Source organism: uncultured Gimesia sp., from assembly GCF_963976445.1.
Classification (GTDB): domain Bacteria; phylum Planctomycetota; class Planctomycetia; order Planctomycetales; family Planctomycetaceae; genus Gimesia.
Genome location: NZ_CAXBKP010000039.1, coordinates 1 through 12,226 on the forward strand (window position 1 = coordinate 1; position 12,226 = coordinate 12,226).

11 protein-coding genes are annotated in these 12,226 nt (G+C 49.9%); 1 reads left to right on the forward strand and 10 read right to left on the reverse strand.

The genetic code is table 11. From position 1 onward, the window contains the following. Nucleotides 1-462: 462 nt before the first annotated feature. From AAC022_RS25665 to AAC022_RS25690, 6 genes are all read right to left on the reverse strand, one after another. On the reverse strand, nucleotides 463-1,239 hold the full coding sequence (locus tag AAC022_RS25665) for a biotin/lipoate A/B protein ligase family protein (RefSeq protein ID WP_339735892.1): 777 nt from the start codon (nucleotides 1,237-1,239) through the stop codon (nucleotides 463-465). Between the two features lie 50 nt (nucleotides 1,240-1,289). Next, a complete protein-coding gene (gene gcvPB, locus AAC022_RS25670; RefSeq protein ID WP_339735894.1) occupies nucleotides 1,290-2,762 on the reverse strand; it encodes an aminomethyl-transferring glycine dehydrogenase subunit GcvPB in 1,473 nt (490 codons plus the stop codon). Nucleotides 2,763-2,828: 66 nt separating this feature from the next. After that, nucleotides 2,829-4,184, reverse strand: a complete 1,356-nt coding sequence (gene gcvPA, locus AAC022_RS25675; RefSeq protein WP_339735896.1) for an aminomethyl-transferring glycine dehydrogenase subunit GcvPA — start codon at nucleotides 4,182-4,184, stop codon at nucleotides 2,829-2,831. A 189-nt stretch (nucleotides 4,185-4,373) separates the two neighbouring features. Beyond that, nucleotides 4,374-4,760, reverse strand: coding sequence for a glycine cleavage system protein GcvH (gcvH, locus tag AAC022_RS25680; protein ID WP_339735898.1), 387 nt, complete (start codon nucleotides 4,758-4,760; stop codon nucleotides 4,374-4,376). Between the two features lie 299 nt (nucleotides 4,761-5,059). Next, nucleotides 5,060-5,515, reverse strand: a complete 456-nt coding sequence (gene rpiB, locus AAC022_RS25685) for a ribose 5-phosphate isomerase B (RefSeq protein WP_339735900.1) — start codon at nucleotides 5,513-5,515, stop codon at nucleotides 5,060-5,062. A gap of 332 nt (nucleotides 5,516-5,847) precedes the next feature. Next, nucleotides 5,848-6,957 (reverse strand): Sua5/YciO/YrdC/YwlC family protein, encoded by a 1,110-nt coding sequence (locus tag AAC022_RS25690; protein ID WP_339735902.1) that lies wholly within the window; start codon nucleotides 6,955-6,957, stop codon nucleotides 5,848-5,850. Nucleotides 6,958-7,341: 384 nt separating this feature from the next. Here AAC022_RS25690 and AAC022_RS25695 point away from each other — a divergent pair, with 384 nt between their 5' ends. Further along, nucleotides 7,342-8,100: a class I SAM-dependent methyltransferase gene (locus AAC022_RS25695; protein ID WP_339735904.1), complete on the forward strand. Its 759-nt coding sequence runs from the start codon at nucleotides 7,342-7,344 to the stop codon at nucleotides 8,098-8,100. On the opposite strand, the gene AAC022_RS25700 is transcribed toward AAC022_RS25695, so the two are convergent. The 4 genes from AAC022_RS25700 to AAC022_RS25715 all read right to left on the reverse strand — a co-directional run bounded on the left by AAC022_RS25700 (nucleotide 8,088) and on the right by AAC022_RS25715 (nucleotide 11,927). Continuing rightward, a complete protein-coding gene (locus tag AAC022_RS25700) occupies nucleotides 8,088-9,008 on the reverse strand; it encodes an inositol monophosphatase family protein (protein WP_339735906.1) in 921 nt (306 codons plus the stop codon). The genes AAC022_RS25695 and AAC022_RS25700 overlap by 13 nt on opposite strands. A 34-nt stretch (nucleotides 9,009-9,042) precedes the next feature. Next, entirely contained in the window at nucleotides 9,043-9,960 is a 918-nt protein-coding gene (locus tag AAC022_RS25705) for a RimK family alpha-L-glutamate ligase (RefSeq protein ID WP_339735908.1), read from the reverse strand. A 34-nt stretch (nucleotides 9,961-9,994) separates the two neighbouring features. Beyond that, on the reverse strand, nucleotides 9,995-10,945 hold the full coding sequence (mch, locus tag AAC022_RS25710; RefSeq protein ID WP_339735910.1) for a methenyltetrahydromethanopterin cyclohydrolase: 951 nt from the start codon (nucleotides 10,943-10,945) through the stop codon (nucleotides 9,995-9,997). A gap of 61 nt (nucleotides 10,946-11,006) precedes the next feature. Further along, entirely contained in the window at nucleotides 11,007-11,927 is a 921-nt protein-coding gene (locus tag AAC022_RS25715) for a dihydrodipicolinate synthase family protein (protein ID WP_339735912.1), read from the reverse strand. Between the last annotated feature and the right edge of the window lie 299 nt (nucleotides 11,928-12,226).

Sequence of the window (12,226 nt, forward strand, 5' to 3'; positions counted from 1 at the left end):
ACCTTCAACGAAAGCTGCAACATAAATCGTTCACTCCATAGGTTTCATACAGAACATGCCAAGAGTTCTGGGACATAGTATGGCTGAGGATTCTCGCCATACTATCTCGTGTGACTTGTTTTCATTTGGTTCAGTAGTTTGGAAGAAAAGAAACGTAAAATGAACAAGAAACAGAAATGAGTGAAATAACTTTTCGTCATTGAAATGAATGGAGCAAATTACAATGCTCAAGTGGCCCGCATTGTGTGGTTTGACTCACCTCATCGTAAGTAAAAATCCACTACTATTTTCCGTAACACTAAAGATAACTGGATAAAAAGCATGTATTACATACTTAACGCTATCAGGCAGATGGTGCGATGTCAATAAAGATAAAAGGTACATCCGTTGTGTAAATGATTTATTAATAAACAGAAAATATTCGCTTGCTTTTAATAACTCTAACACCACTAACCAATAAGCTTATTTTTTGCGAGACGTCCAGAACTCCCGGGAGTATTTTTCTTTTTCCAGTTGACGGGCTTGTCCCAATTCTTCGTCAGTCAGTTTTTGAGACTCAAGAGGCAGTTTGATGGCCTGGGCAATGGCTTGGGAGAATTCCTTCGCCAATTGGGATAGAAAATCTTCCTGGTACAGGCTGGTTTGCTCAAGCTGGTTCAGCAGGCCTGGAAAATGGGAGGCATATTTAGAGGTGAGCAGTAACAGACTGCCATGCTGGACTATTGCACCGCGTCTTCGTCGTTGTGCGCTTCCCAGAACTTTATTCCCCTGATACACGAGATCCCGTTCATCACCCCGCCCGAAGCAGAGGAACGGTTCTGACTCTGCTTTGAATGAAACCCCGCGAAAAGCGACCTGCAGGTCATGAGTAGCCAGAACATCAATGAGTGGTTGATGTATTGTCAGGTAAAGATCGGGTGGTGACTGAGAGAGAGGGTGATTTGCTGGAACCGCGAAGGAGTACGTTAATTCATGGTGATGTAAGATGGCGCCTCCGCCTGAGAGGCGGCGTACCCGAGGTAGACCTTTCCAGGTTTCATTTTGATCTTTGGTTTCATTATTCTGAAAATAGCCGAGGGAGATCGTAGGTTGATCCCAGCGATACCAGCGTAATGAACAGAGCCCATTTTCCGCGGCTGACTCAAGTAGCGCTTCGTCAACAGCCATGTTCCAGCTGCCCGTTAACGGAGCCGGTTCAATGATCAGACGACAGTGATCCGGGATTGAAGAATGTGTCATGCCAGGAACCAGACTGTAGAGCGATACAAGTTGAGGAATATGCCAGCCGCCTATTGAGGCTCGCAGCATTGCAGAATCGGGTGACGTGCCGCCACAACTTCATCCGGTCTACTGATCTCGGTACTATGAGGCGCCAGATGTAGAAACTCCGGATCTTCCTGCAGGATCTTCCGGATAGATTCGGCAAAGGCGTCCAGCGTTTCTTTGGACTCCGTTTCCGTCGGTTCGACCATAATTGCTTCAGAGACCACCAGTGGAAAATAAACAGTCGGGGCATGGAAACCAAAGTCGAGCAGACGTTTGGCGATATCCATCGCTGTGATCCCTTTTTCGGCTTTGATTTTTGAAGCCGAGGCGACGAACTCATGCATGCACAGATCGCCGTTGGGAACGGGGAGCACATCTTTCAAAATTGCTTTGAGGTAGTTGGCATTCAGAACGGCATTTTCCGAGACGGCCTTCAAGCCTTGTGCCCCCAGGGTTCTCAGATAGCAATAACCGCGTACCAGGATTCCGATGTTTCCATAAAAAGTGCGGATGCGTCCGATTGATTTGGATGGCTTTTCCAGAACATATTGGTCTTTGCCTTCCCCCGCTGTTTCATTGCGTTTGATGACTGGTCCGGGCAGGAAGTCAGCCAGAAAATCACGAACGGCAATAGGGCCTGATCCGGGGCCGCCGGCTCCGTGCGGGCCGGTGAAGGTTTTGTGAACGTTGTAATGCATCATGTCGCCACCGAAATCACCGGGGCGTGTGAAGCCGAGGATGGCATTCATGTTGGCGCCGTCGATATAGACCAGCCCACCGACTTCGTGAACCATTTCCGCGATTTGCTTGATGTCTTTTTCGAAGAGTCCCAGTGTATTCGGGTTGGTAACCATGAAGACGGCTGTCTGATCATCCAGGTTGGCTTTCAGGTCGTCCAGGTCGACGAGTCCGCCTTTGCTGCTTGCCAGTTGAACGCAGTCGAACCCGGCAATAGCGGCGCTGGCGGGATTTGTTCCGTGTGCACTGTTAGGAAACAGAACTTTCGTCCGTGTTTCGCCACGATCTTCAAAGTAGGCTTTGGCTGTGAGCAGGGCCGTAAATTCGCCCTGGGCACCGGCGGCAGGTTGCAGAGATACCGCAGGCAAGCCTGAGATTTCCGCCAGCATTTCCTGTGTTTCATAAAGTAGAGCGAACATACCCTGCAGGTCAGCAGGGTTTTGATAGGGGTGCAAATCAACAATTCCCGGCAGGCTCGCCAGTCGCTCGTGCCGTTTGGGGTTGTACTTCATCGTACAGCTTCCCAGCGGGTAGAAGTGGGTGTCGACACACATATTTAAGGTTGACAGGTTGACGAAATGCCGAATGACATCGGGCTCGGTGACTTCAGGCAGTCCTGTGGGTTCTGTCGCCAGAGCTGCTGCGGGGAGCAGTTCATTCAGCGGTTTGACTGGGACGTCCGCTTCAGGAAACTGGGCACCGCGCCGGCCGGGTTGGGAGAGAGCAAACAATGATTCGGTGGCCAATTGATTTCGCATGGTATTGGTTGTTGTTTCGAAATATCTGGACTAGTGAAACGTGTTAAGGTGTTTGTGAAGCGGATGCTACGCTTTAAGGGCCGTCACCAGACGGTCAATTTCTTCCCGTGTTCTTTGTTCTGTGATTGCAACGAGGACACCGGTCTGGTTAGCGCCGGAGCCGTCCGTCCCTTCAAACCGTGAGAGTTCCGGTCCCAGGTCAAAACCAGCCTGACGTGCTTTGCGGAGCAGGTAGTCGGCCCCCTCTGAGCAGCTTAAGACAAATTCTTTGAAGAAGGCACGTTCCGGGAAGAGGAGTTCGATACCTTCGATCTGGGAAAGTTGTTCGGCTGCATAATGTGCTTTCTGGCAGCAGAGTTCTGCGACTTCACGAATGCCTTGCTTTCCGAGTAGTGAGAGATAAACGGCGGCGCGAATCGCGATCAATCCCTGGTTACTGCAGATATTGCTGGTGGCTTTATCGCGGCGAATGTGTTGTTCGCGTGCCTGCAGGTTTAATACGTAACAACGTTTACCGTTGCGGTCGACGGTTTGGCCGATCAGACGGCCGGGCATTCTGCGGACGAACTTTTCACTGCAGGAAAACAGTCCGAGATAGGGACCACCGAATTGCAGAGGGGTTCCCAGTGATTGCCCTTCTGCGATAGCGATGTCGGCACCGTAATCGCCGGGACGTTTCAAAATTCCGAGGCTGATCGGATCGTAAGAAACAACAGAGAGCGCGCCATACTTGTGGGCGATTTCTGTCAGTTGTTCTGCTTCTTCCAGTGTCCCGAAGAAGTTGGGATGCTGGATGACCAGGCATGCGGTCTGATCGTTCATCGCCGCATCGACGTCGGCCGGATCTACAGATCCATCGACGCAAGGAACCACGACGACTTCGCAGTTCAAGTGATTCAAATAAGTTTCCACAACCTGTCGATATTCTGGATGCAGTGATCCCAGTAATACGACACGATCGTGGCGCTTGGTGACCCGCATCGCCATAAAGGCGGCTTCACTGACACAGGTCCCGCCTTCATACAGGCTGGCATTTGAAACATCCATGCCCGTTAACTGGCAGATCAGCGATTGGAATTCGAAAAAGGTCTGCAGGCTGCCCTGACTGGCTTCCGCCTGGTAAGGAGTGTAGGCGGTATAAAATTCACCCCGACGGGCAATTTCATCGACGGCGGCAGGAATAAAATGATCATAGGCCCCGCCGCCCAGCATGCAGATACGCGAGCCTGGTCCGACATTTTCTGCCGCCAGTTTCGAGACATGTGCCTGCAATTCCATTTCAGTTAAGGCTGGTGGAACATTCAGGGGACGATCCAGACGCAGCTCTTTTGGGATTGTGGAAAACAAAGCTTCCAGAGAGTCAACGCCGATGGCTTGCAGCATTTCCTGCTGCTGTTCTGGTGTGTTAAAGAGGTAAGGCACGGTTCACTCGCTAATAAGCGTGATTTTAAAGACGTTGGTGATTCAACTGTTTTGATTATAGTCACGGGAGAGATGTTGGAACTCTCATTTTACCGTTATTTCGAGCGCGGAAAGAAATTCTCTGATTCAGCAGTCTGTAGTCCGATGTGATCGGACAATGGACAACTGCTTCAGGAGCGGAAAAGTTGTTTAATGTGCTTCCGACTCACAGAACTTCTGGTATGCGTCTGCATTCATAAACGGATCCAACTCGGATAGATTCGACATTTTGACTTTCGTGATCCACCCAGCGCCGAAGGGATCGTCAGAAAGTGGTGCCTGATCATCTACGAGTGCCGCATTGACTTCAGCAATTTCTCCGCTGACCGGAGAATATAAATCACTGACGGCTTTCACACTTTCTACTTCCCCAAATACTTTGCCGGCTTCACAGGTTGAGCCGACTTCCGGAAGTTCAATGAAAACCAGATCGGTCAATTGATTGACGGCAAAATCAGTGATTCCAACGGTTGCCACCTCACCGTCAACGCTGACCCATTCATGAGTTTTGGTGAATTTTAAGTTGCTCTGATCCATGTTTGCAAAACCCTCTGTTCTATTTCTTTGCTCAAAGGTCGTGAACAGCTTCTACTCTGAGAAAAGAAGTCAAAAATTCCCTGATTCCTCTTCGTTGACGATACAGAGATTTGATCGGTTTGAAAAGGAATCGGAAAGGGAAATTCCATGACTACCGCGGTATATCTTGCCGATTCCGATCCTGGGATCTGGGGACAATGAAACGGTGTCCCACTGTTCTGGTTTGGGATAGGACTGCCAGTTGGAGGCTGGGCCGAGAGAAGAGGATATGCGTTTAGACTCACAGAAGGCGACGTAACCTAGTGAGGAGGCATGTTTTCTTCTTCGACTTTGCTCAATTTTTCGAGTCGCCGGGCGTGTCTGCCACCTTCAAACTCTTCTTTCAGCCAGATTTCGATCATTCGGTTGACGAGTCGGTCGCCGAGCAGGTCGGCAGACAGGCAGAGTACGTTCGAATCATTATGCAGGCGACTCATTTGCGCGGTGATGTCGTCGTGGCAGGGAGTGGCGCGTACCCCGGGGAATTTATTGGCGACGATGCACATTCCCATTCCGGTACCACAGATTAGAATGCCGCGGTCGATTTTTTTATCAGTGATGGCTTTGGCCACTTTGATCGCATAGTCCGGGTAATCGACACTTTCGCCGTCGTCAGGACCATAATCGAAAGCTTTTTGTCCTAATTGTTTTAAAAGTGTGAGGATTTTGACCTTGGTAGCAAAACCCCTGTGATCACTGGCAACTGCAATTTTCATCGAAACTCTTTTGTATAGATATTAAATCGAAACTGGAATCTGAATGAGCCCTGCTCTCATGCGCATCTGGCATTGTCAAGTCTTGTCCCCCAACACTGTGGCTTCAACTGTGGCGGCTTCAACTGTGGCTTCAAAGGTGCGTTGTAACATAGCGGGTAAGGCTTCTGCTACACACGTTTTGCATTCTGGTGAGAGAGGGGTTAACAGTATCTTCATATTCGTAAAGGGTAATGGTTTACAGTCTATTATAGCAAGAGTGCTCTTGTAGCAGATATCGATTTTTTTGTTTGAAAAAACAATCTGTTCAGGAAGGGGGTTTCGAAAACAGGCTGCTAGTTCTCTGAAATGTGGATCTGGGCGACTATCGAATGCAGATATTTTTCAATTTCTTTTTTGCACTCGACATAGCATTGAAAGCCTCCTCCGATCGGATCGGAAACATCTTTCCCTTCGGGGGAAAGTAGTCTCACCGACTCTTCCAGATCGGGACGCTCTGCCAGAATTGCAGCACGGTGGCCTTGTGTCATTGTGTAAAGATAGTCTGCTTGCTCAAGTAAACGTTCCGTCAGAGGCTGACTTTCATGGGCCTGAATATCAATTTCCTGTTCAGCAAGGATTGTCACTCCTTCCGGACTGGGGGGGGCCCCCATAGCGGCAGCCAGTCCCGCAGAGCCGACAATAAAACCGTGATCTGATAATTCATCTTCCTGGCAGCCGAGCTTATCGGAAAGCATTTTCCGGAATAGACCTTCGGCCATGGGGCTGCGACAGGTATTGCCTGTGCAGACAAACATATAAATTTCGCTGGAGAGTCGTTTCAGTGTCGTTTCGGTCACGACACCCGGTTGCAGGATGCTCCATTGATTGTCGGTGATGGAGACAATGGTGGATTGATCACCAAATCGGGAAGGGCCATCGTCAATAATCAGCGCAACTTCACCGTCGAAATCCTCCATGAGGGAGTCAGCTGTCTGATATTTCGCCTGTTCATTTAACAGGACTAGTGGTGACGGGGAGAGCCGCAAGGTCTGGAAAATGATTTCATGTGCGGGTGCTCTTAGTCTGATCCGGTTTTGGGGGCAAATTTGCGATTGAACATCTTCGGGCAATTGAGAGAATAGACTGTCCGAACCAGGGCGATCCATTTCTAGTACGACGGGACCAGGCCAGCAGCGTTTTGCCAGTTTTTGCCCGATGGATGCCATTTCCGGCTGATAATCCAATGCTTCATCAAAGCCTTTGACACAGAGGACCAACGGTTCATCAGGCTGGGAAAAAGAACGTAGTTTCGACATAGCCGAGGCATTGAGAGACTGACCTGCGATCACATAGGCCGTGGCGGTAGGGAAGGCGACTAATCCGCCTTTTGCCAGGTATTGAACTGCCAGATGAATCACATCGCGGATGTCATCAGTCTGTTTTAGATTGATCCGTTCGGTCATGAACAATTTGAGCCTTAAATTTCTCGTAGAAATTGAGTTTCTGGCGCAATTCAACGGTTAAAAAGATAAGAATTTCTGTCCCGCCACGAATTACGATTTAAGAGTAACTGCTTAGTAAATATTGATTTGAAATTGTCTCAATACGAGTGATCATACCCGGCGAAATTGCATTGTTCAAGCTGCTGGAATATTACCCCCTCTTAAGTTATTATGATTGGAGCATTTATGATGCTTATGAAGAATGTGTTCTTTAGCGATTTTTAAGAATTCGGGAAATCATCACGATTTTTGGTGACCCGTTGGTTAAGATGATTTCGAATAGACTTCGAAATTCATTTTCGTTTCGACAAAATTTTTCTCCAGGTTTCACAAGTATCACAATCTATGGCTCCATTAAGCACTCCTGAAAAAACCAATCCCAAACGGCTACGCTTAAAGAAATCTTTGCGATCTTTGATTGAATTTGGTGGTGGAGATCAAATTGATCAAAACCAGTTTCAATCGACCACGCGTAAGCTTTATGATGGTCCCGCGGGAGCTGTGCTGTATCTGGCGAGTAAATTATCTCTGCACGATCCGCTCGTCGGTCGGATTATCAAGACCCGGCGATTTGACGTGACGGAATTTCGCAGCATCTTGGACATTGGATCGGGGGCAGGGCAGATTCTCGGACACCTGTTGCGTGAAACTCATCCCGAGGCACGTCTGGTTGCCTGCGATTTATCCCATCAAATGCTCAAACGCGCCAGAACCCGGATGGACAGCCCGCGGCCTAATTATCTTTCAGCCGATTTGACAAAGATGCCGTTTCGTGATGAATCGTTTGATTGTGTGACTTGCGGCTGGGTGCTGGAATACGTTGCCGATCCCCGGGATGGACTTAACGAAATCTATCGCGTGCTACAGCCGGGAGGCAGTTTATTCCTGCTGGCGACAGAAGACAAATTCTCCGGCATGTTAAACAGCCGAACCTGGAAATGTCGCACCTACAATCGGGTGGAACTGAAGCAGGCGTTTGAAGATTCAGGCTTGCCCTGGAAAGAGCAACACTGGTTTACGCCGATCCATCAGTTCCTCAAGCTCGGTGGTATCATTGTGGAAGCCACCAAGCCTGTGGTATCAGATCCTGTTCAATCTTTGTAACGAACCGGACTCCAGTCTTTCGCCAATTCGCAGAGAGTTTTCAGTGTCTCCGGGTTTGCACTACAGGCGGTGATTCCCGGCAGACGTAACATGTCGGCTCGTTCATCCAGCCAATGTTCGTGGAAATTTACCGATTCCCCATTATGCACCCAGACGGCATCGCCTCCCAGAATGCGAGCGATGTGTAATGAAACGGGGAAATCATAAACGTTGGGAGTATGAATCAACGAGCCACCAAAGGCGCCGGTTGCCAGGTGATCGTAAATACTTCCCGGCATTTCTTCCGGAGGCACTCCCGTAAGGCCGGCTTCTGTAACAAGCTGCGCGTTGGATGTGTCTGCGTCTTGAAATCCGATCAGATAGATCTGCGAAGAATCAGGGCGCGTCTTGGGATCGATGGAGGGCATCGCATCCAGTACCTCACGGGCGGGGCGGCTTAAATCATCAGGACCACAGACCACGCGTTGGTTAACGGCTTCGACCCAGGTTCCCTGGTCACCGGTTTCTGGGATATAAACCAGTGAATAATGAACGGTTTCACTGTCGCGCAGGTGAATCATCACGCAATAACCGTCGGCTGTTTTATCGCGGTACTGTTTGGTACCGTCAATGGGATCAATTGAGAGGACATAAGGCGCCTCTTCTGAAAATCGGTTAAGGTCTCCGGTTTTCTCTTCTGCTTCCATACGGCATTGTTGAAAGATCGGATCACGGTCACGCAGGGCAGCGACAATTAATTCCTGCAGTGTCAGATCGGCCAGAGTGAGCGCATCGGTCAAAGCACTTCCCGACGTTTTGTTTTCGACGGCGATATTGAAGTGTCGCAAACGTTTGGCGATGGCACCGGACCAGCGGAGTACCTCGGGGAGATGCGTTTGCAGGGCGGTTAACAGTGCGTTTAATTCCATGTTAGGATCTTTTCAGAATACTCAAAATTGTTAGTTATGTAGAAGTCGTATTGTTTCGTTTCTGCTCCAGATATTCAATCACCAGCGTGGCCACATCGATATTTGTGGCAGATTGGAAGCCGCGCCAGCCCGGAACGGCGTTGACTTCCAGTAGAGACAGGTTTTCCGGGGCCTCGGAGGGTGAAAGCAAATCAACGCCTGCAAAAGTAGCTTGTGTTAATTCTGCAGCACGGAGGGCCAGATCCACTTCCCGGTCAGAAGGTTGATAAGGTTCTGCCTGTCCCTGACGTGAAATATTGGTACGGAAGTCATTCTGGCCATGCCGCCGAATGGCGCCGATGACGTTTCCGTTCAGGATTAAAATTCGCAGATCATAACCAGGATGCGAAATATATTGCTGGAGATAAATCACCGCCTGCGTGCGTTCCAGTGTCCGAAAGGAACGATAGGCGAGATCGGGATCGCTGATGCGAAAAATGCCTCGTCCTTCTGAACCGAACAGCGGTTTGACGACGACGTCACCTCCTAGAAGTTCGAAGTGCTGCATCGCCGCTTCAGACGATTCACAAACGGCGGTCGCCGGAACAGGCAAGCCAGCAGCGGCCAAACGGGAGGTGGTCAGATATTTGTCGACGGCACATTCAATAGCGCGGGGCGAATTGAAAATGGTGACGCCCGCCTGTTCCAGTCGGCCCAATAAGTCCATGCGAAAGATGACCTGTTCCAGGGAGCCGGGTGGCATCGTGCGGATGATCAGGCAGTCAAACCGATTCAATTCGATCTGGTTCTGCTCGGCGTCATAACTGAAACATTGTTCTGGAGCAGTTCCCGAGATCAGCGAGGCCAGATCACGGAATTCGATTTTGCGTGCGTCATGTCCACGAGACTGGGCGACTTGATGCAGTTGTTCGCAGTACCAGCTGCCCTGATTTCCCAGAATGGCGATCCGCACGAAACTGTTCCGTCAAAAAGAGGTCCGTAGAAACTTAGAAACCGAAACTGTGTCGTAAGAGTTCGGTATTCATTTGCCCGAACTGGAACACGTTACCCGTGTCAAGATTTTGAAAATTAACCACTGCCGGGCTGAAAAAACTGGGGTCGATTTCATAGAAATCGTGATTGGCCTCTTTGAAGACTTCCAGAAACGGTTTACCGAAACAGGCAGCCGAGTTGGAAGGGATCGCAGGTCCGATTTCCTGCAGCGATTCATCATCGCCGGTGACCCAGAGTGTGACTGCACTACCGTAGAGAATGGAATCGTTGGTGCGCCCGATACCGATCAGATGGTCGTGGGCAACCGGTGCCAGCGGTGCTGATCCGAAACCAGCTTGCACGCGATGCACATCGAACTCGCATTCGAAGAGTTTGTGCATGGCGGTTTCTACCGAACGGGAAATAACCTGAATATTACCGGCGATACTCGATGTCGGAGCCACGAGCAACATGATATTTCGGGGATCGATACCCGTTGCTTTCGAAATTTTTTCAACGACTGCCACGCCAGGGAGTGAATTTGCTTCGAGCACGCCCACCGTTTTTTCCGGTGACTCACCAAAGGCGAGGGTACGATACAGGTCTTCTACTTGCGCGGCTGCCCGCATTGGCCCGGAACCCATGGCGAAAAATTTCTCGACATCGATCTTCCAGCCGGCATACTGGCTCAGCAGGCAGGCTTCGACCGCATGGTCTGTCTGCACCTGTAGATACGGCAGAGGCTGGCCTTCCAGAGTTCCCGGAACGAGTTGGGTCTGACCAAGGTCTGCCATGCAGATGCGAGACAGCATTAATCCGGCCTGGATTCCGGCGGGAGTTTCAATTCCACAATCGACTACGATTGCGCCATTCTCCAACGCATGCGGAATGACTTTCAGTTCACCCGAGTTTTCCAGCAGGTGTTCTGTCAGTCGGCACGCTCGTTTGTTTAAAACTCCGCTCATGATTTTTAATTCGTTTCAACAGTTCTAGGAGTGAAATAAAGAGATACACCATCTCGATCTGTTACAGACAACCTACTTCTTCCATAATCCTTTGCGTACGTGCAATCAGTTCTGGAGTGCAGGCCGGAAACGGATGAAACAGGGTATCATGCTCGATGACACCCCGAAGTCGCAGGGCGGTTTTCATCGCTCCAATAATATATCCTACATTCATCGTGCCGTCGGGGCAGACAAAGACTTCAAACAGCCGGACGATGGCTTCCTGCTGTCGCACCGCTTCTGCATGATTATTCACGGCAGCCGCTTCATACAGTTTGACAAACAGCTCCGGACCCACATTCGCCAGTCCGGGAACGGTTCCATCTGCACCGGCCAGTACGACTGCATGCACCAGCATTTCGGCTCCGGTAAACAGTTTCATTCCCGGCGGTTTGTTGGCGACCAGTCGATGGAAGCTGACCGCATCGCCGCTGGAATCTTTGACGCCGATAATGGTGCCTTCTTTTCCCAGAGTCATTAACGTATCCATTTCAATTTTGACTTTCGTCATCACGGGAATGTCATACGCAAAAATCGGGATGTCAACGGATTCACGAATAGTACGATAATGGGTGAGCATGTCTTTTTGACTTGCCGGAAAATAGAAGGGGGGACAGACAACGATGGCGTCGGCCCCCTGTTCTTTGGCTACTCTAGCCTGTTCGATAATCTGCTCAGTACCTGGCGCGATGACTCCAACCAGAAGCGGAACAGAGCCATGGATGACTTTGACGGCGATGTCTGTCGCCTGTCGCCGATCGTCATCACGTAGCAGGGGACCTTCACCCGAAGTTCCAAACAGAAATATCCCATGGACGCCCTGTTTCAGCATGAAGCGGTACACCGATTCTGCCGAGTCAGGATCGAGTCTGCGTTCCGGGGTCAGAGGAGTGATAACGGGAGGGAGCACACCCTTTAATTGTTCGGAGAGGTTGACTGCCATGAATCGTGTACCAAAGTCTGTATTGAAAAAAGGTGAAGGACGGGTGGTTCTTCTAACAAATGAGCAACTTTAAGTCAGACCTTTATTTTATACCAAACTGCTTTCCAGGATGCGATGATTCAAGGGGCTGGACTACAGGAATCGGGCAGGCTTGCCTGTGAGTCAGGATGGAATCATGATATTTGGAGCGGTTTTATGGACTATAGGGAATGGTCGGGTTTCGAAGCATACGTAATATCTTGAAAAAGGTGGGGCTGTCGTTCGATTTAAGAACATTCCGTAGCGCGAAACAGAAAAAA

Bases quoted from the DNA above. Each gene is read 5' to 3' on its own strand.
- AAC022_RS25665 (WP_339735892.1), bottom strand. From the start codon at position 1,239: ATGACACATTCTTCAATCCCGGATCACTGTCGTCTGATCATTGAACCG.
- gcvPB (WP_339735894.1), bottom strand. From the start codon at position 2,762: ATGCGAAATCAATTGGCCACCGAATCATTGTTTGCTCTCTCCCAACCC.
- gcvH (WP_339735898.1), bottom strand. From the start codon at position 4,760: ATGGATCAGAGCAACTTAAAATTCACCAAAACTCATGAATGGGTCAGC.
- rpiB (WP_339735900.1), bottom strand. From the start codon at position 5,515: ATGAAAATTGCAGTTGCCAGTGATCACAGGGGTTTTGCTACCAAGGTC.
- AAC022_RS25690 (WP_339735902.1), bottom strand. From the start codon at position 6,957: ATGACCGAACGGATCAATCTAAAACAGACTGATGACATCCGCGATGTG.
- AAC022_RS25695 (WP_339735904.1), top strand. From the start codon at position 7,342: ATGGCTCCATTAAGCACTCCTGAAAAAACCAATCCCAAACGGCTACGC.
- AAC022_RS25700 (WP_339735906.1), bottom strand. From the start codon at position 9,008: ATGGAATTAAACGCACTGTTAACCGCCCTGCAAACGCATCTCCCCGAG.
- mch (WP_339735910.1), bottom strand. From the start codon at position 10,945: ATGAGCGGAGTTTTAAACAAACGAGCGTGCCGACTGACAGAACACCTG.
- AAC022_RS25715 (WP_339735912.1), bottom strand. From the start codon at position 11,927: ATGGCAGTCAACCTCTCCGAACAATTAAAGGGTGTGCTCCCTCCCGTT.